18 protein-coding genes are annotated in these 18,162 nt (G+C 43.9%); 6 read left to right on the forward strand and 12 right to left on the reverse strand.

Annotated elements, in window-relative coordinates:
- Positions 1 to 318: 318 nt before the first annotated feature.
- Positions 319 to 711 (forward strand): sirohydrochlorin chelatase, encoded by a 393-nt coding sequence (locus ACMXYN_RS10505; RefSeq protein ID WP_415891774.1) that lies wholly within the window; start codon positions 319 to 321, stop codon positions 709 to 711.
- Here ACMXYN_RS10505 and ACMXYN_RS10510 read toward each other — a convergent pair.
- The 4 genes from ACMXYN_RS10510 to ACMXYN_RS10525 all read right to left on the reverse strand — a co-directional run bounded on the left by ACMXYN_RS10510 (position 704) and on the right by ACMXYN_RS10525 (position 3,650).
- The gene (locus ACMXYN_RS10510; protein WP_415891775.1) at positions 704 to 919 is read right to left on the reverse strand and encodes a DUF6500 family protein; all 216 of its coding nucleotides are present in this window, start codon (positions 917 to 919) and stop codon (positions 704 to 706) included. The two genes, ACMXYN_RS10505 and ACMXYN_RS10510, sit on opposite strands and share 8 nt — an antisense overlap.
- Positions 919 to 1,371 carry a DUF2269 family protein gene (locus tag ACMXYN_RS10515; RefSeq protein WP_415891776.1) on the reverse strand — a complete coding sequence of 151 codons (453 nt, stop codon included), beginning with the start codon at positions 1,369 to 1,371 and terminating at the stop codon, positions 919 to 921. The genes ACMXYN_RS10510 and ACMXYN_RS10515 overlap by 1 nt, the downstream gene beginning before the upstream one ends.
- Positions 1,371 to 2,651, reverse strand: a complete 1,281-nt coding sequence (locus ACMXYN_RS10520) for an SDR family oxidoreductase (protein ID WP_415891777.1) — start codon at positions 2,649 to 2,651, stop codon at positions 1,371 to 1,373. The genes ACMXYN_RS10515 and ACMXYN_RS10520 overlap by 1 nt, the downstream gene beginning before the upstream one ends.
- A gap of 120 nt (positions 2,652 to 2,771) precedes the next feature.
- Entirely contained in the window at positions 2,772 to 3,650 is an 879-nt protein-coding gene (locus ACMXYN_RS10525) for a LysR family transcriptional regulator (protein WP_415891778.1), read from the reverse strand.
- Positions 3,651 to 3,744: 94 nt separating this feature from the next.
- On the opposite strand from ACMXYN_RS10525, the gene ACMXYN_RS10530 reads away from it, so the two are divergent.
- On the forward strand, positions 3,745 to 4,245 hold the full coding sequence (locus ACMXYN_RS10530) for a lactoylglutathione lyase family protein (protein WP_415891779.1): 501 nt from the start codon (positions 3,745 to 3,747) through the stop codon (positions 4,243 to 4,245).
- A gap of 364 nt (positions 4,246 to 4,609) precedes the next feature.
- Here the strand turns inward: ACMXYN_RS10530 and ACMXYN_RS10535 are convergent, their stop codons facing one another.
- The 3 genes from ACMXYN_RS10535 to ACMXYN_RS10545 form a co-directional block, all read right to left on the reverse strand.
- Positions 4,610 to 5,389, reverse strand: a complete 780-nt coding sequence (locus tag ACMXYN_RS10535) for a substrate-binding periplasmic protein (protein WP_415891780.1) — start codon at positions 5,387 to 5,389, stop codon at positions 4,610 to 4,612.
- A 117-nt stretch (positions 5,390 to 5,506) separates the two neighbouring features.
- Entirely contained in the window at positions 5,507 to 6,439 is a 933-nt protein-coding gene (locus ACMXYN_RS10540; protein ID WP_415891781.1) for an exopolyphosphatase, read from the reverse strand.
- 162 nt (positions 6,440 to 6,601) lie between these two features.
- Positions 6,602 to 7,033, reverse strand: coding sequence for a hypothetical protein (locus ACMXYN_RS10545; protein ID WP_415891782.1), 432 nt, complete (start codon positions 7,031 to 7,033; stop codon positions 6,602 to 6,604).
- Positions 7,034 to 7,179: 146 nt separating this feature from the next.
- Here ACMXYN_RS10545 and ACMXYN_RS10550 point away from each other — a divergent pair, with 146 nt between their 5' ends.
- Complete coding sequence (locus ACMXYN_RS10550) at positions 7,180 to 9,075, forward strand: phosphate ABC transporter substrate-binding/OmpA family protein (RefSeq protein ID WP_415891783.1); 1,896 nt, start codon at positions 7,180 to 7,182, stop codon at positions 9,073 to 9,075.
- A gap of 187 nt (positions 9,076 to 9,262) precedes the next feature.
- Positions 9,263 to 9,880 (forward strand): LysE family translocator, encoded by a 618-nt coding sequence (locus ACMXYN_RS10555; RefSeq protein WP_415891784.1) that lies wholly within the window; start codon positions 9,263 to 9,265, stop codon positions 9,878 to 9,880.
- Here ACMXYN_RS10555 and ACMXYN_RS10560 read toward each other — a convergent pair.
- Together ACMXYN_RS10560 and ACMXYN_RS10565 are read right to left on the reverse strand one after the other, a co-directional pair.
- Positions 9,863 to 10,678: an SDR family NAD(P)-dependent oxidoreductase gene (locus ACMXYN_RS10560; protein ID WP_415891785.1), complete on the reverse strand. Its 816-nt coding sequence runs from the start codon at positions 10,676 to 10,678 to the stop codon at positions 9,863 to 9,865. The genes ACMXYN_RS10555 and ACMXYN_RS10560 overlap by 18 nt on opposite strands.
- Before the next feature lie 30 nt (positions 10,679 to 10,708).
- Entirely contained in the window at positions 10,709 to 11,737 is a 1,029-nt protein-coding gene (locus ACMXYN_RS10565; RefSeq protein WP_415894481.1) for a zinc-binding alcohol dehydrogenase family protein, read from the reverse strand.
- A 129-nt stretch (positions 11,738 to 11,866) separates the two neighbouring features.
- Between ACMXYN_RS10565 and ACMXYN_RS10570 the strand changes: the two genes are divergently transcribed.
- Positions 11,867 to 12,850: a LysR substrate-binding domain-containing protein gene (locus tag ACMXYN_RS10570; RefSeq protein WP_415891786.1), complete on the forward strand. Its 984-nt coding sequence runs from the start codon at positions 11,867 to 11,869 to the stop codon at positions 12,848 to 12,850.
- 22 nt (positions 12,851 to 12,872) lie between these two features.
- Here the strand turns inward: ACMXYN_RS10570 and ACMXYN_RS10575 are convergent, their stop codons facing one another.
- From ACMXYN_RS10575 to ACMXYN_RS10585, 3 genes are all read right to left on the reverse strand, one after another.
- Positions 12,873 to 14,498: a hypothetical protein gene (locus tag ACMXYN_RS10575; protein WP_415891787.1), complete on the reverse strand. Its 1,626-nt coding sequence runs from the start codon at positions 14,496 to 14,498 to the stop codon at positions 12,873 to 12,875.
- A 153-nt stretch (positions 14,499 to 14,651) separates the two neighbouring features.
- Positions 14,652 to 15,344: an aspartate/glutamate racemase family protein gene (locus ACMXYN_RS10580; protein ID WP_415891788.1), complete on the reverse strand. Its 693-nt coding sequence runs from the start codon at positions 15,342 to 15,344 to the stop codon at positions 14,652 to 14,654.
- A 9-nt stretch (positions 15,345 to 15,353) separates the two neighbouring features.
- On the reverse strand, positions 15,354 to 17,030 hold the full coding sequence (locus ACMXYN_RS10585; RefSeq protein WP_415891789.1) for a diguanylate cyclase: 1,677 nt from the start codon (positions 17,028 to 17,030) through the stop codon (positions 15,354 to 15,356).
- Positions 17,031 to 17,332: 302 nt separating this feature from the next.
- Between ACMXYN_RS10585 and ACMXYN_RS10590 the strand changes: the two genes are divergently transcribed.
- On the forward strand, positions 17,333 to 18,103 hold the full coding sequence (locus ACMXYN_RS10590; protein ID WP_415891790.1) for a DUF4197 domain-containing protein: 771 nt from the start codon (positions 17,333 to 17,335) through the stop codon (positions 18,101 to 18,103).
- Positions 18,104 to 18,162: the final 59 nt, after the last annotated feature.

Consider the following 18,162-nt stretch of genomic DNA (forward strand, 5'->3'; position numbering starts at 1 on the left):
AGGATCAAATAAAAACTGCTTTCGACCCACCTTATTCTGATCCAATCAAACTCAACCCGCGTAAATAGTGCTTAACCAGTCAATAGAAGCCGGTGATGCATGAAAACCACTCCTGATTCATCAAGTACAAACAAGCCCTCCTCCAACTACAGACTTCCATGCAGAGGCTGTAGAAAAACCTGTAAGCATTATCACACTTGCGAGGGAAAACCTTGGCGGCTGAACAAAGCTCAATCTTGAGTGCTCATCCTCAACCCATTTAGATAAATCTGAACTTAGTTTAGTTGTACATATAACCCAACATTGACAGGAAATATGATGAAGTCACTCGTCATTGTGGCCCACGGTAGTAGACGTGAACATTCTAACAACGAAGTACTTGAGCTCACGGCCTCACTCCAGAACAAGATTCATAATGAATACCCGATTATAGAGACTGCATTTCTAGAATTAGCGCGCCCTTCAATCGAGGAAGCAATAGATAAGTGTATCCAACAAGGATCGACCGACATAAAAATACTGCCCTATTTTTTATCAGCCGGTATACACGTTCATGAAGATATCCCTCAAGAGGCAGAGAGAGCATCTATGAGGAATAAAAATATCAGTGTAGAGGTGCTTCCACACCTTGGGAGTTCTCTGATGATGCTTGGGTTACTAGAGCAGGTACTTGTTACACACGGCACTGTAGACAGTGCGATAGCTAGTTAGACTTAACCATTTCCCTAATCTTCACGGCCTTCTCAAAGTGATCGAGCTGGTGAGTTTTGATCCACCACTCGGCAGCTTCCATTAATAGCTCTGGATCATCATTTTTGTTTTTGAAGAATGCGTAGAACGAGATACCCACATTGTCTCCCTTACTCGCAATCTTCTTATCGCAGACTTCGATGATCTTCTTTCTTAAACTTTCTCTCATTAGGCTGCTTTACTCACCATTAAATAAAATATTCCGATCACACCCAAAAAAGCAGGTACGCCCAAGCTATACCAACAAAACATTAAGCGTTTAATACGTTGCAGATCCGGCTGATCTGACTGCAGTAGTTTTGCCACTTTGATCTGGATAAACACCACTGGAAGCCAACACGCCCCCACTAAGATAAATAGGCAGAAGCTCCAATATAACCAAGGTTGCTGCCAGCTAAATCCGGCTAGATACATCATACCTATACCCGTTAAGGGCTGGATGATGACGGCTGGTGTTGTGAACACCCAATCGGCAAGAACGACATTTTTTGCAACGATTCTAAATGTAGATAAATCGCCACTTAGCTGCGCTCGCCACATATAGAAAGCGGTGCCTAATCCGGTACCAAACAGAATTGTAGATGAGAGGATATGGATCAGTTTTAGCGTCATGTAACCCATCAGCGTGCTTGCCTCATCACCATATAAACCAGTATGAGAGGAACTATCGCCAGATTTTTTAGGAGTCCGCCTAATGGATCTAACCAAAGCTCTGGAGCCATTATGCCGAGTAAGCTGCTATAACCAAGAGTACTGAGTAACATCAGCCAGAGGGTTAAGTTCTCCCTGAATCGAATCAGTATCATCAAGCCCAGTACCAGATCTAAAACACTGGTGAGCATCACCAAACTGAAATGCCATGCTTGCGGGAAACCGACAGCTAATAAGATCGGGGCAAAGCCTTCTGGCTCAGCACAAAAACCAGCGGCTGCAGACATAAACCAGATAACCGTAAGTAAAAACCAGATCAGAGGCTGGATGAGGAACAGCTTGGCATGCCAGCGATCTTGAACAAAACTCGCCTGCTGATTAAAAGCGGTTGTTACACTTCGTGGTTTTGTTTTGAATTGCTGCTGAGCCTCGGAATCATTCAGCACGTTACCCTGCTGCAACATTGTCCAGATAGTTTTGTTTAAAGGCCCTGCTTTGAGCTTATCGCCAATAGTACAGCTGAGGTTGATTAACCCCATGTGAACATTGATAGAGCCTCGGGTAGGAATATCTAACCAGCCTCTTACAGCGGTAAGGTAATCTTTGATACTGACGGTATCAGGCCCGCCAATTTCGATAACACCGGATATAGACTCTGTGGTTGCAGCCTCAACCATTAACTCTGCAAGATCTTCTAAAAAAATCGGTTGTATCTTTTGCTCACCGCTCCCCGGCAATAGCATTACTTGTGGAAATGCTGCTAAACCTCGAAGCGTGGAAGAGCCGCCATAAGAGCCTCTTAACGAGGTTACCACCGACGGTCGTAGCACCGTAGCAGAAGGTATGAGCTCTAATAGCTGCTGATCAAATCGGTGTTTACTCGCAATGAACTCGCCCTGCTCAGGCTCACCTAAAGCAGATAACTGTATGTATCGTTTAATCCCTTTTTCATGACATGCTTTAGCCAATGCTAAAGGCGCTTTGATATGAACGGTTTCGAAATCGTTTGCAGAGGAGGCTCTTAAGATACCGGCGCAATTAATAACGCCATCTATACCGTCTAATAGAGGTAACCAATCAGCAGGGGTTATAGCCGTTTGGAGGTTTTGACTAATCCATTGAAGATTTGGTCGGTTAGTTTTACCTGTAACACTGCGTCCAACCGCAACCACGCTATGCTCATGAGCGAGCAGTGCCTCAACAACAGCACTGCCAATAAAACCATTCGCTCCAGTGACCAAAAACTTCATAAAAATCCTTTTTATAGCATTAGGTGACTGAGCATATCGGATTGAAAATGCCTATGCACCTTTTCTGTAGCTTAAGGGCCGACAATAGAGATGGGGCGCTTTAAAGATATTATGAGCTCTTTACGTGTTCTCAAAATGCTGTTTCAGAACACTTTCAAGCAGTTCATATCGCTTTGGAAATGGACGGTATTTTTTCTGCACTCTGTACACTGGCTCTTTAACGACATCGGTTAAGTCAGCAATTTCGATGGCTTCATAATAGACAGACCCCACAATCGAGGATTTGGGCAATACGGTAAATCCCAAGCCTTCAGCCACTGGCAGTAAGATCTGGCTTAACTGATTGATATACCCCGACTGTTTTATCTCTCCCATCCCTCTGAAATGTTCAGCAAAATTATTCTCCAATATCTGCACAGCGTAATGGTGGCCGTCTGGGTGATTGATAAAGCCTAACGCCATTAATCCATCCCAATCGGCGTCAAATCCTTTAGGTATAACGAGGCACAATGGATCATGCCCAAGAAGACCCTGTTCTAATTCAACATCATTGATCAGCTGGGTGACTAAACCCAGATCGACTCTGTTGTCTTTTATCTGTTTGAGGATTTCATGATTGGGAGCCGCTTCCATACTGACGCATAGCTCTGGATAACGCTTCTGTAATTGCAGTAGATCAGGGTAAAGCTTTGTCACCATAGAACCTGAACAGGCGAGCTTAATTTCACCCTTCTCTGCTTGTACATCGGTTAACCTATCTAAAAGAGCGGACTCTTCCTGAAACTGTTTTTGTGCGAACTCATACAACTCTTCACCCGCTTCAGTGAGCTCAAACTTTTTACCGAAGCGACTGATGATCTGGCAATTCAGATGAGTCTCTAGTTTCTTAATATGCTGGCTAACCCCCGGTTGCGTCATATGTAATAACTCAGCCGTTTTCGTGAAATGTTGCGTTTCAACAAGGGTAATAAAAGTTCGAAGATGATGCGGATTAATCATAACAATAAGTTATTATTTTGATTTCAAATGATAATTTTTAATAAGGATAGTCTCTTTATAAACTGGTTCCAATAAATCTTGTTGGAGCATAACGATGAATCAACCTTACCCACGTACTTTCTCTCATATTGGTATTTCTGTACCTGACCTTGAAGCCGCAGTGAAATTCTATACAGAGGTTCTAGGTTGGTATCTGATTATGGAACCAACTGAAATAACTGAAGATGACAGCGCCATAGGTGAGATGTGTACCGACGTGTTTGGCCCTAATTGGGGCTCTTTTAGAATCGCACACCTATCAACAGGCGATCGCATTGGTGTTGAGCTATTCCAGTTCAAAAATCAGGAGAACCCTGAAAATAACTTTGAATACTGGAAAACCGGCATTTTCCACTTCTGCGTTCAGGACCCTGATGTCGAAGGTCTTGCAGAAAAGATTGTCGCGGCTGGCGGTAAAAAACGTATGGCTAAACCACGCTATTACTTCCCTGGTGAAAAGCCTTACCGCATGATTTACATGGAAGATCCGTTTGGCAATATTCTCGAGATCTACAGCCATAGTTATGAACTGCATTATGCGGCAGGTGCTTATTGAGAGCCTTCGATGAAAAACGTTTCTTATTGAATGCTGCTTCTTAGCTATTAGGCGTTAGGTATCTGAAGAGTACGAAAAAATTATTGGGCTTTGGTTTGTTATGGATTCCAGCCTTCGCTGGAAAGACGAACTATATAGTTCTCCCAATATCTAACGCTTGAGACCTAGTCTGTAACGTCATTCCAGCCAGTTTTGGGAGTCAGTTTGTACCGTCATCCCAAACTTGTTTTGGGATCCAGTTTGTACCGTCTTCCCAAACTTGTTTTGGGATCCATAAAGGTTCTACCAGTGAACTCTTCGAATTAATCACGGTTAAAATTTAAAACCGCAGTTTGGCAGTTAGCAGTACTTTGAATAATGAAAATTATTCCGAGGATAAGGGCTTAAGCTCAGGTAGCTCCAAAATACCATGACGTTCATATAGCGCCTTTGCGGAGGCGCTTTTGATAACGCCCCCTGCGACTTTGTTTAGATGACTTGCTAGCTCTTCACTCTTGTAAGCATTGTGGGAGATAACAATATGAACGTCTGTATGTTGATAGGAGTACGGTAATACGGAGAATTGTTCAAAATCGAGTGAAGGCGTATCCGCAATCACTGCCATACCGTTACGATATTCGGCTAGCACTATATCCACTCTGCCTTTCGCCAACATTTTGAACATATTTTCAAAGGAGTTTACGACCGTTAGTTTCGGGTGCTTCTGAATAAACTCATCCTTCTGATAACTGGAGCCATCCAGAATCCCTAGATGGTAGTTGTTTAAGTCAGCTAGTTTTTCAATTTCAGGGGTAAACTCTTTGCGATGGAAAACTACAGTTTGCTCGATCAGAAGTGGCGGCTCGATATAGTGCATTCGTGATTTGCGTTCTTCGGTTTTGAACATACAAAGCGAGCCATCCAAGTCGCCCGTATCAACGCCCTTAACCACCCGCTTCCAAGGCATGATTACTACATCAAGGTGTTGATTAGAGGCGGTGACAATTAAGTCACTTAACTCTGCTAAAAACCCCTTACCCGGTAACTTGTCAGAGATATACGGTGGCCATTGAACGCAACCTAGCCTTAAAGTGCGCTCGAGTGATTCGGCTTGGACAAAGCTCGCAAACATTAACCCCACAATTAACAAAAGAGCTTTATGCATAACTTAAGGGTGCCTTATCCAACCGAATAAAATGTCATTGTATACAGAGATATATAGGAAGAAAGTTAAAACCGAGCCCAGGTAGACTCGGTTAATTGATAGAGAAAAGATGTTGCTTTAGCCATCTTTCGTAATCTGACCGATCAACTCATTTAAAGTTGATTCAGCGGCGTCATTCTCAACCTGACAAGTACCCGCAGCGTGATGTCCACCACCTCCATATTTCAGCATCAGCTCGCCCACATTGGTTTTAGAGCCTCGATCAAAAATCGACTTACCGGTCGCAAATACAGTGTTCTGTTGTTTTAGACCCCAAAGGACATGGATGGAGATATTACATTCAGGGAATAAGGCGTAGATAACAAAACGGTTACCGGCGTAAATAGTTTCTTCGTTTCGCAGATCTAGAACAACGAGGTTGCCATGTACGGTAGCACAACGTTTGATTTGGTCTTTAAATTTCGCTTCTTGCTCAAAGTAAAGGTCGACCCTTTCTTTCACATCCGGTAGCGCTAGGATCTCTTCGATATTGTGATCTTTACAGTAATCGATCAGGTCCATCATCAAGTTGTAGTTGGATATTCTAAACTCTCTAAAACGGCCAAGACCGGTACGGGCGTCCATCAAGAAATTAAGCAGCTCCCATCCCTTAGGATTCAGCACTTCCTCTTGGTTATATTGCGCAGAATCACCTTTATCGACCGCTTCCATCATATCGGTCCATTCATCAGGGAAACCATCGATACCGCCATAATGTAACCATACGACCCTAGCTGCAGATGGAGCTTCGGGATCAATTATATGGTTATCTCTTTCGCCTTTATTTCGAATGGTTTCAGAAAGGTGGTGATCAAACACGAGATGGGCAGCTTCGACATACGGCAGGTTTGTGGTGATGTCGTTGGAGGTTATATCGATTGTGCCATCCTGCATATCCTTAGGGTGCACAAATTTAATATCATCAATCAGATCCAGATGTTTAAGCAAAACTGCACAAACTAAACCATCAAAGTCACTACGGGTTACCAACCGAAATTTATCTCGTGACATACTTCGCTTCCTTATTCTTGTTGTTGCCGGAGAATGTTATGCACTGAAATCTATAAGCTTTTACCAAGCTGCTAGAGCAGTATAGACAAGAATTTCAGATTTGGAGTTTAAGAATCAGAAAAAATGAGAGGTAAGCTTTTGATTAACAATGAATGTTAGTGATTAAGGTTTAGAAACCTCGATAAACCACTTCGGCTGCATTAGATCGAAATCGGTTCTGATATTACTGTCCAGATAGCTTGCAGAATCCAACACAAATGGCTTCCCCTCTAGCCTTTGAAACACAACCCAATGCCAAAAATCTTTACCCTCTTCTTGATAGTGCTTAATCGATAAAAGCGCTAAATCGGGCAACTGTTCCCAAGTGTTAAACGGCGTTTCTGCATTTGATACCGAGACATTCTGGCTCGTCAAAAGCTGACGAACATAATCGGTTTGAGACCAGAGCGATTTGTCGTCCGCAAAGATCCCCATTGCATTGGCGATCTGTTTCATCTCGGCATATGTTTTACCCAAGATATTAGCCACAGAGGCGATTCCACAGCCTGTCACTTCCTCTTGCACAACAGGCTCTATCTTATATGTGTGTAACATGCCCTATTACTCTGCTCACTGATCAATTTAGCTAATTAATACAGATCTTAAGTTATATGTCTGCATTGTCATATTGCAGCAACCTTTGCCCCCTACAATAGCCGCCTCCGTGACAGATCACCACACAAATAGATGAGAGTATTGCTGTGAAGACTACTGTTTTTGACCTTATCTGGAAGTTTAAGAACGCGCTGGAAAAACAGGGCCATGAAAAAATAGATCTACACCGCTTTACCCACGAAAGAGATTACCGCAAAGCGATCTTACTCAATGTAGATATTAGTGAGCTTCCGCTAAGTCGCTCTCTACAGAAGATCTATAAAGATCTGCTAGAAGCAGACGAGCTAGAGTTGGCTAAAGAGGTCGAGTTACCACCTGAGCCAAAGCCAGCGCCTATTCCAGCTCAAGAGAAGAAAAAATCGAATAAAGAGCCAAACGACAAACCTATTTTCTACGGTATTGCCGCAGTCGTTTTACTGGTATTTGGCTTCGCTGTATTCCAATTTTCTAGCACAACACAAGAGGCTAAAGCACCAATCGCAGCGATTAGTGAGCCGAAATCTACAAGCACAGCAGCACAGGTGACCGAGCAGCCTAAACAGACAGTAGAGACAACTACAGCTCAACCTGCTAAAGCCGTTGAAATGGCCAGAACTGAAATTAAGAATGTTGAAACTACTCCACCAGCAATACAACCAGTACCCGTTGTAGCTGCAGCCGTTGTCGAAGTTGAAGAGGTTGTTAAAACAACACCTTTCCGCATCCAAGGTTCAAACACGATCGGTGAAGTGCTTGCACCAGAGCTGCTAAAAGCGTTTTACGCAAGCGAAGGAGCCCAGCAATCCACTTTGGTTGCAAGTGATATTGAAGTCGAAAACAACCTAGAGATTACTTACCCGGGTAAAAAAGAGATCTCGGTTATCCCAATTCATGCGCACGGTTCTAGCACGGGCTTTAAAGCCCTAAACGAAAATAAAACTGACCTTGCAATGGCTTCTCGTCGAATCAAAGACAAAGAAGTTGAGCAGTTAGAAAGCCGTTACGGCAATCTAAAATCTAAAAGTACCGAACACATCATTGGGATGGATGGTTTGGCAGTCATTGTTAACCCAGATAACCCAATTGCTCACCTCAGTACTGAAGATCTGGCTAAGCTGTTTGCCGGTAATATTTCTAACTGGAGCGAGTTAGGCGGCCCTGATCTAGCAGTTAAGATATATGCCCGCGATAGCAACTCGGGCACTTGGGACTCATTTAAATCCATGGTGCTTAAAAAGCACGGAGTTAAACTCTCTGAAGCTGCTGAGCGATTGGAATCCAGCGTTGAACTATCAGATAACGTAAGTAAAACACCCGGAGCCATTGGCTTTATCGGCCTTCCTTATGTTTTACGTGCTAAAGCCCTAGCAATCTCTGATGGTGAAAAAGGTTTACCAATCTACCCAACCTCTTTCACGATCTCTACGGAAGACTATCCGCTGGTTCGTCGTCTTTATATATACGAGCCGAGCACCATTAGCACGCAATCAGAAGCACATCGCTTTATCAGCTTTGTTCTGTCTAAAGAGGGACAGGATGTTGTAAAAAAAGCCGGATTTATTTCGCAGAATATCTACCCAACCACGCCTGTATTAACGGATACCTACCCGCAGGAATATATTCAATCAGTTAAGAATGCTCAGCGTTTATCCCTAAACTTCCGTTTCAAAAGCGGCACTGTAGTTTTAGATAACAAAGCGGTGCGAGACTTGGAGCGTGTAATTCAATTCTTTGAATCCAACCCGGGTCAGCAAGCTACGTTGATCGGCTTTTCCGACAGTATTGGCGACCCTGTAATAAATAAAAGCTTGTCTCTGCAACGTGCAAGAGCCGTTGAACAAGCGCTACTTGCTCGCGGAATTAATATTCAACGCTCGATAGGCTTAGGTGAGATGGCACCGATCGCCTCTAACTTAACTAAGCTTGGCCGCGAGAAGAATCGCCGCGTAGAGATTTGGGTCGATAGCAACAACGCTCAGAGTTACAACACAGCAACTCGCTAATATTGCTCTCTCCTGTCCCCAAAAGGCGATCACTTTGATCGCCTTTTTCTTTGGCACAATTTTCACACATCCCTGAAACTCTTTACTGCTATATGAAGATAAATCCCTTGCCTTTTATAAGCTCAAATTACATAGTGACTGGCTAATATTTACTATCTTAAACGCTACACGATCTCAGAGTTTTATTATGTCTTTAGAGAGCGCTATCTCTTTCTTTTTGGCCGTTTTAGTCTTTGGAATTACTCCAGGTCCTGGTGTGTTCGCCATATTAGCAAGAGCTCTGACCTCTAATGCCCGCTCATGTATATCTCTAGCTTTGGGTATGACCATCAGCGATATTCTCTACTTAATCGCAGCTTGTTTCGGCCTTGCCGTTATCGCTAACCAATGGGGTGAACTGTTTACGGTGATCCGCATTGTCGGGGCGATCTATCTTGTCTATCTCGGATGGAAGATGTGGAATGCGCCATTAAATCTGGATTCAGAGCCTGAAAAGAATTCTCGATCAGGTGCGTTTTCGGGGTTTGTACAAGGCTTTTTAATATCCGCTTCAAACCCCAAAGTCATTCTCTTTTACATCGCCTTTCTTCCGACATTTATGGATTTAGAGGCGCTAAACGGAGGCGACATTATCTTAGCATCTGTATTAACGCTGATTGCCTTAATGATCGGTTTGATGATGATCGCTATTTTTGCGGCAAAATCACGGCGTTTTTTCCAGTCAGAGAAAGGTGTTAAAAGGCTTAACAGAAGCGCTGGATCCATTATGGTTGCTGCGGGCGCCTATTTAGCCTCTCGCCACTAACTGCTGGATGATGCTATCAATCGCCTGCACAATCTGTTCATTTTTTTGCGGATTGAGTGCGTCTTCATCTGGCTGAGCAAAAGCGCCTGAATCATTATCAAAATACTCCCCCGCTTTATCGGAAAACTCATCTGATAGAGCGGCGCGAACCAATATATCTGCCCCTTGGCTAATATCGTTCCCGGCAACGCCAAAACCATCTTTAACCATTTTGGTGGCTAACAACGAACCTGGATTTACAGAGACAATCAGTACCCCCTCATTCGATAACTCTGTCGCAAGGTGACGTGTCCAAACGATCAACGCCAACTTGCTTTGCGCATAAGCCGACATAGCACTGTCTGCCGATTTGTTGCCCAGAAGAAATTCGATATCGACTGGCGCTTGAGCAGCAGAGGCCAAATTAATCACTCTACTGTCTTTAGCCAAAGCAGGCTTTAACTGCTTCATCAGGAGGTAAGGCGCGATGGTATTAACAATAAACCTTGCATCATATCCATCATCAGTTACCGGCTGCTCGATCTTAAATACCCCGGCATTATTGATCAAAACATCGATGCCGGAGTATTGCTTATTGACCTCATCCGCCAGCGACTTTACTGCATTCAAATCAGAGAGATCAGCAGTAAAACCAGAGATTAATTCAGAGCTGTAACTTTGACCTAATTGGTCGATCACTCTTTCAACTTTCTGAGGTGTGCGACCATGAATCAATACATGGTGCCCTTGCGCCAGAAGCTGCTGCGCAGTCGCGAGACCAATGCCATCAGTCGAGCCAGTAATTAATATGGTTTTCATCCGTTAATCTCCCTGCTGTAGCGGTTTTACTTAGAAGCCTTCAAGTACGATCTTGCCGATAGAACGACCCGCCTCTAACTCAGCATGGGCGGTTTTTAAGTTTTCAGCATTAATAATGCCTAGGTTTTTACCTATAGTTGTTTTGATAAAACCTTGATCAATCAGATCAGCTACTCGATTTAGCAGTTTAGATTGCTCATCCATATCTTTGGCATTAAACATCGAACGTGCGTACATAAATTCGATATGCAAAGAGAGGCTTTTCGGCTTCATCTTCATCACATCTAGCGGTTCCGCTGGATCATCAATCATCGCGATTCGACCAAACGGCGCTAGCAGCTCAGTATAGGCATCAAAATAGCTATCGGTGCTATTTAAGCTAGCAACGTGGGTAAGCGGTCCAAGATTCAAGGAATCAATTTGCGCTTGAAGCGGTTTGGTGTGATCTACTACATAATCCGCACCTAAAGATTTAACCCACTCTCGTGATGCATCACGAGAAGCAGTCGCGATAATGGTTGCCCCCGTGATCGCTTTGGCAAGCTGAACCAAAATAGAACCCACACCGCCTGAAGCGCCGACTACCAGTAAAACTTCATCGGTCTTAGTCGTCTCGTTTGGCTGCTGTTGCTTAAGCTCAAGGTGCTCAAACAATAGCTCCCACGCAGTAATCGTTGTCAGAGGTAGAGCGGCTGCTTCAGATAAACTCAAGCTCTTTGGTTTATGACCTACAATGCGCTGATCAACCAATTGGTATTCCGCATTGCTACCGGCACGGTTCAGGTCCCCTGCGTAATACACTACATCACCGGGTTTAAACTCGGTTACCTGATCACCTACTGCGATCACCTCACCTACTGCATCCCAACCGATGACTTTATAACTGCCATCCTCATTCGCCATGCGTTGACGGATTTTATAATCAACTGGGTTCACGGCAATCGCTTGTACTTTCACTAGTAGGTCTTGGCCTGTTGCGATTGGCTGAGGTAATTCAATATCCACCAATGAATCTTTATCAGTAATCGGTAGGGATTTTTGGTAACCAATAGCTTTCATTGTTTGTAGGCTTGTCATCTTCTCTCTCCACTGCCTTGGTTCATTGTTTAAGAACCGGCAGCTGTATCTGGCTGAATGTGTTGCAACAGATATTAGTATTTGATTACCAAGCCATAAACAGCATAATACTTGAATTACTATCAAATAATTTTTGAAAATATGCTTTTAGAAGATCTACAGGTTGTTTTGAAAGTAGCGGAGTTTCGCAGTATCACGGCGGCTGCAGCTAATCTTGATATGCGCACGGCCACAGCCAGTGCAGCGATAAAACGAGTCGAAAGCCAATTAGGTGTTGATTTGTTTATCAGAACAACTCGACAGCTAAGGCTATCTGCAGCTGGAGAGCGCTATATACCGCAGTGCCAGCAAGCCCTTCTTACTCTGCAACTAGCACAGCAAAATATCCAAGATGATCTCAATGTGGTTGAGGGAGAACTTCGTATCTCTATCTCATCTGACCTTGGCCGAAATCTGGTCATTCCATGGTTAGATGAGTTTGTAGATCAGCACCCTAAAATCAGTCTCAAAATTAACATCAGTGATAGTACTATCGATTTTTATCGTGACTCTGTCGATTTAGCGCTACGTTACGGCTCCCCTACTGATGCGAATCTATATGGATTTAAAATCTGTGATGTCCCTGCATTGTTATGCGCGACACCCGATTACTTAGCCAAGTACGGCACACCCACTCACCCTCAAGAGCTGACCAACCATAACGGCCTGTTTTATCAGCTACACGATATTACTCATGATGTTTGGGAGTTTACAGAAGGGAACGGTACTCAGGGAAATAGCACTCATAAGATCAAAATGAAGGGCAACCGTGCTTCCAATGACGGTGACCTGGTTAGACGCTGGTGCACCTCAGGACAAGGTATTGCGGTGAAATCCTGCTTAGATATCTCGAACGATCTGCTCTCCGGAAAAGTCGTTAATGTGATGCCCGAGTTTAGCCCAAGGGTTACAGAACTGTGGCTAGTCTGCCCTAGCCGTCAATCTATAACCCCTGCAGTTAGAGCACTAAGAGATCATGTCAGGGATAAAAGTCATCTGATTTTATCTGAGTTGGCTAAGCAAGGTTTCTTAAACCAGCATGAATCTCCAGCATAGATCATTGGAACATACTTTACGTTTAAGCCTCAGAAGTACTCTGCTTTAACGTCTCGATAATCGCTTTTAGATAATCGTATTTATCCTGCTCATCCGCGATCTGGATCTCGGTTCTCTCTCTTAGATCTTGCAAGACAGAAAGCCGTTCATGTTCTACATAAACCCTTGCTTCTTCTTGCTCTGTTTCACCGTCGGTTTCGGTTACTTCTCGGCTCTGGCTCGTTTCTCTATGCTCTACGGTGCTTTCAGCACGCACACTCTGGCGTGTTTCACTTTCACCTCTTCGCTCAGCTAATTCGTCTGCAGCTTGGTCTTGAGCTAACAGCAGGTCTAAGAATGTAGGACGCTCTTCAAACACTTGCTGATCGTTGTCAAAACGCTGCTCTTGTCCAAAACGATCAATGGCATCTTGATACTGCTCGGCTAAACCACCAGCTGTAGCATTATTCTCCTCATGAATCGCTATATCCAACTCTTGAATACTGGAGACGGTACCATCTTCAAATAGGAATACACCGCTGCGTTTTACTTGGCCTAACAGGTTGTTTTGGTCATCGGTCAGATCAAACGAAGATGAGGTTGAGCCCAGATAGATCGCACCAACACCAGCATCTTTAAGACTGGTTAGCTGATCGTTACCCTCTTCATCACGGGTCCAAACTTTCAGTTTGTTAAAGATCTCATCGTTTTCATCAATCCAATGATTATTGTCCGAGTCATATTTAGCTAGATCGGAGAAACCATCTTGCCCCTGCGTACCAAACAACTCAGAACCATCATTAATTTGGCCATCATTATTGATGTCTAAAGCCAAAAAGCCGCTACCTTGAGCAACAAACGAGATCTCTTCTTCAGTGCCATCAGCATTGAGGTCAAAGCTGAAACTGCTATTGGTTAAACCGGCTGCACCACCATGTAGATTGATCACCAACGGATCGATAAGGCTCCGATCGACTCGCTCTTCACTAAAGCGTTCTTCCAAGACAAAGCTACGTTCCATTTCTAGCTCTAACAGGAAGTTGATCTCTCGCCCATCTTCAGTGGTAATGACACCTTGCGTGCCTACCGAGAGTTTTTCCTCTTCGGTATATACGCGTTGATTCGCTATCTGAACACGGACCTCATCAGCAACCTGTCTACCTACATTCAAGGTGATATCAGATATATTGATATCGAGCTGTGCAACGCTCGCTCGTGCTTGTAACTCTTCGGCACTAATAGCCTGTATATCTTGAGCGCTAAGGGCTTGTATATCTTGTTCGCTAAGGGCTTCTATCTCCTGAAACGTCTCTAACGAAGCAAGCTGAATATTCTGTACTGGAATCTGTGGGTTCATAACCAAACGTTCAAGCTGCATCCCTTCATGCAACACGGTTTCAACGAGGGAACTGACATTGTGTGTTTGCTGGATTTGTTTGGTCCCTTGCGCCGATTGCACACTACTGACGCTATTCACACTGGAGGCTTTTTCGGAACGCATACGCGCGTCGTAGGAAAGATCAACGCTCGTCCCCGCTCGCCAGTTAGAAGCCGCTTCTGGTGACAGCGTCACTTGCTGACTGACCGCAGCGCTCTGTTGTTGAGCTGAATCGGTGATCTGTTTTTCGTGCTGGCTATTAAAACCAATCATCGAACTGGAGATTTTCATAAGGCCTCCCTGCCGCGGCACCCAGAGGTAAAAAGATAGTGTAAGAAACCCTATCGGCCTAAATAGGAGGATAATGAGAAGAAAAAAGATAGGTACAGAGGGTACAGTTAAACGAGCCGCTCCCTCTGTTCTAGATAACGATGACGGTGAGGGCTATGCAAGCGCCAATTCAACTGCCGCTTGCGCATGAATTGCTGTGGTATCGATAAGACGGATGTCCGTATCACTCTGTTTCACCAACATACCAATTTCGGTACAGCCTAAGATCACCGCTTCCGCACCCTGTTCTGCCAGTGCTTTGATGGTTCTTAAGTACTCGGATTTAGAGTTGGGATTGATCTGACCTAAGCACAGTTCTTTATAGATAACCTCGTGAATAACCGCTCGATCAGCTTCATTCGGGACAACAACGGATAGACCAAACTTATCTGTTAATCGGTCCTTATAAAAACCCTGCTCCATAGTGAATGCAGTGCCTAATAAGCCAACGGTTTTTACATTTTGTTTAATCAACTCTTCAGCTGTGGCATCGGCAATATGAATCAGTGGGATATCGATCGCCGCTTCAATCTGAGGCGCTACTTTATGCATAGTGTTGGTACAGATAAGGAGAAAGTCAGCACCTGCCGCCTGAATATTTTTAGCTGCTTGCGACAAAATCGCAGCAGTTCCTGCCCAATCACCTTGATGCTGCAGTTTTTCAATGGGATCGAAATCAACGCTATACATCGCTATCTGCGCAGAATGTAAACCACCTAAACGCGACTTAACACCCTCGTTTATTGAGCGATAATATCCCTGCGTGCTTTCCCAGCTCATTCCACCCAGTAAGCCGATCGTCTTCATGCCAATCCTTTAAATTTCACTAACTAATTCTCGAGTGGGTTCAACCTTATAGGCAACCCGATTTCGACCCGACGCTTTCGCTTTATACAAGTAATGATCAGCTTTATCGATAAGATTAGACATACTATCCATCGGATCACTCATCTCAGCGATACCGATGCTCACCGTATATTGCACATCAAGCTGTTGCTGCTGAACCACCTGATTAGAGATAACACCAATCAATCGCTCTGCCAATGTTACCGCTTCATCATGCTGCGTTTCTGGGAGGACCAAAATAAATTCCTCTCCACCCCAGCGCGCCACGATATCTCCGGCTCGAAGTTCTCGCATCAACAGCCCAGATAGATCAAGTAACACCAGATCGCCAAAGCTATGACCATGAGTGTCATTGATCTCTTTAAATCGATCAATATCCATCAACATCACGCAGATATTTCGGTTGTTGCGCGTGGCATTACTGTAAATTGGCTCAATCACCTTCTGAAAACCGCGGCGATTATATAAACCAGTTAACTGATCTCGATCGGCTAAACGTTGAGCTTCAATTTTTTCAGTTTGGCTAATACGGAATTGGTAAGCGAGCGCTAAAGCAAAGAGCACCGCCTCAATCAAAATACCGTACTCTACCGCGTGGAAGCCAAATGGGTGGTACTCAACAACACCAGACACGGTGAAAGCCGTAACAATTGCGCTGATCATGGCAAAAATCGCGGCGCCCAAAAAGTATTTAGCTTCTTTAACCCCTGCATGACAGGCAACAACACCGGCGGTAATCATTAAAAGAGCGAATGGGATTACACAGATAAAGGCCGTTACCAGCATGGTCAGGTAATTTCCTGACAGGGCATACCAGATAACCGAACAGAGCATAAAGGTGTTTAGCAGATTGAAACTGGTGTTTATCCTAGGAAATTTTGTTGGCAATGCCAAAAAGGCTCGACAGAATAAATTCCCTAGATAGGCAAACAGCATCATCATAGGAGGAATCATCTGGTTCTGGAACTCGGGCCAGTTAGGCCAGATCCATTTAAATGCATGGCCGGTATAAGCCAGATTTAAAATTATGAAGGTAGCCAAATAGAGTGAATAAAAAATATATCTTCGGCTTTGCAGACTGAAGTAAAGCAATACATTGTAGATCAGCAACGCCGTCAGAAAACCGTAAATAATCCCGTATTCATAACCTGAATTAATCTTCCGCTCCAACATGTCGTTTTCTGTTAAAACAAACAACGGTAACAGTTGCGGTTCAGGAGTTTCGACTCTAATTAATACTGAGGTCTCACCAGGTTGGAATTTGTGCGGGAAAGAAAAAAATCGATTTGTGCGGTTCTCTTCATAGGGAATCGCATCACCAGCTTTATTGCTTTGAAGTAACTTCCCCCCTTTAAAAACGTAGAGGTGTATATGATCTAGCCAAGAGTTTTCGATCTGAATATAACGAAGCTGTTCGCTTTCACTGACGTTACTCACTGCAAAATGCACCCAAACCGGAGGTGCACCCAGACCGAAATTTAGGATATCGGACTCCGAGCGTATTCCCTTAGAGCGAACACCTTTTAACGCTTGGTTTGGGTGAAGGGCAATACCATCGACTTCTTGAAGATAACGAGTATTAAATGGCTCTACCGCAAAGGATTTTTCGATACTCTGACTAGCATAAATGGGGAATGAAAAAATCAAAAGAAGAGTACACAGGAGGAAACCGAACACCCTCCCGCTTGCGGATAACAAATCAGATATGTCCTGATAAAACCTAGGCACCTATATCCTTTCCTCAGACGGTAAATCCTTAACTCAAATACCCACCTCTAAACTATGGGTACTTACCCTACCGATACTAGCTTAGTCGTTGTGCACAAAAAACACTTTTTTATAGTCCAATAGTTTACGTTTTTTACTTACTAGATTAATTAGGATGTTAAGGCTCTGTTCGTGGTTCTTTGCTATGCTAGAGCCAATAGCGACAAAGGGAACTTTTACACATGAAAAAAACATATCTGATCGCCTCTATCCTAACGGCATCAATGGCTTCCGTTACAGCTCACGCGGGTTGGGCTGATGCACTTAAAGAAGCCGTTCAAGATGAAGAATTGCAAAAAAAGGTACTCGACACTGCAACGGGTAGCACAGGTAGCGGTAAAGTGACTAATCTGGACACTAATACGCTTATTAACGGCCTTAAGGAAGCTTTAGAAGTAGGCAGCAAACGTGCTATTAAAAAGATCAGCAAACCAGGCGGTTACATGAATAACAAAAAGATCCGCATTCCTCTGCCAGATGGTATCGATAAAGTCGCTTCCCTTCTTCGCAAATACGGCCTAGAAAAACAGGTTGATCAGTTTGAAGAAAGCATGAACCGCGCAGCGGAGAAAGCAGCTCCTCAAGCAAAAGATCTGATTGTTGGTGCGGTAAAAGAGATGAGTTTTGAAGATGCTAAGAAGATCTACCAAGGCTCTGACGATGCAGCAACTCAATACTTCAAAGAGAAGACTAGCGATAAGTTGCGCCAGTTGTTCCAGCCAAGTGTAAAAGAATCCCTAGGTCAGGTTGGTGCGACTCGTTACTACAATGACCTTGCCGGTGAGGCCAAAGATATCCCATTTGTAGGCGAGAAAGTTAACGTAGATTTAGATAACTATGTGACTGAAGAAGCCTTAAACGGCTTATTCACTATGCTTGCGGCTGAAGAAAAGAAGATTCGCGAAAACCCAGCAGCACGTACAACTGACCTGCTAAAAGAAGTTTTCAAATAATCTCTACCGAGAAATTTAGCTAACAAAAAAGCCGAGTACGCTAAACACGTAACTCGGCT

Origin of the sequence: Neptuniibacter sp. PT8_73 (assembly GCF_047778045.1) — a bacterium.
GTDB lineage: Bacteria > Pseudomonadota > Gammaproteobacteria > Pseudomonadales > Balneatricaceae > Neptuniibacter.

Coding starts and splice junctions, on each gene's coding strand:
- ACMXYN_RS10505 (WP_415891774.1), top strand. CDS start 319: ATGAAGTCACTCGTCATTGTGGCCCACGGTAGTAGACGTGAACATTCT.
- ACMXYN_RS10510 (WP_415891775.1), bottom strand. CDS start 919: ATGAGAGAAAGTTTAAGAAAGAAGATCATCGAAGTCTGCGATAAGAAG.
- ACMXYN_RS10515 (WP_415891776.1), bottom strand. CDS start 1,371: ATGGGTTACATGACGCTAAAACTGATCCATATCCTCTCATCTACAATT.
- ACMXYN_RS10520 (WP_415891777.1), bottom strand. CDS start 2,651: ATGAAGTTTTTGGTCACTGGAGCGAATGGTTTTATTGGCAGTGCTGTT.
- ACMXYN_RS10525 (WP_415891778.1), bottom strand. CDS start 3,650: ATGATTAATCCGCATCATCTTCGAACTTTTATTACCCTTGTTGAAACG.
- ACMXYN_RS10530 (WP_415891779.1), top strand. CDS start 3,745: ATGAATCAACCTTACCCACGTACTTTCTCTCATATTGGTATTTCTGTA.
- ACMXYN_RS10535 (WP_415891780.1), bottom strand. CDS start 5,389: ATGCATAAAGCTCTTTTGTTAATTGTGGGGTTAATGTTTGCGAGCTTT.
- ACMXYN_RS10540 (WP_415891781.1), bottom strand. CDS start 6,439: ATGTCACGAGATAAATTTCGGTTGGTAACCCGTAGTGACTTTGATGGT.
- ACMXYN_RS10545 (WP_415891782.1), bottom strand. CDS start 7,033: ATGTTACACACATATAAGATAGAGCCTGTTGTGCAAGAGGAAGTGACA.
- ACMXYN_RS10555 (WP_415891784.1), top strand. CDS start 9,263: ATGTCTTTAGAGAGCGCTATCTCTTTCTTTTTGGCCGTTTTAGTCTTT.
- ACMXYN_RS10560 (WP_415891785.1), bottom strand. CDS start 10,678: ATGAAAACCATATTAATTACTGGCTCGACTGATGGCATTGGTCTCGCG.
- ACMXYN_RS10565 (WP_415894481.1), bottom strand. CDS start 11,737: ATGAAAGCTATTGGTTACCAAAAATCCCTACCGATTACTGATAAAGAT.
- ACMXYN_RS10575 (WP_415891787.1), bottom strand. CDS start 14,498: ATGAAAATCTCCAGTTCGATGATTGGTTTTAATAGCCAGCACGAAAAA.
- ACMXYN_RS10580 (WP_415891788.1), bottom strand. CDS start 15,344: ATGAAGACGATCGGCTTACTGGGTGGAATGAGCTGGGAAAGCACGCAG.
- ACMXYN_RS10590 (WP_415891790.1), top strand. CDS start 17,333: ATGAAAAAAACATATCTGATCGCCTCTATCCTAACGGCATCAATGGCT.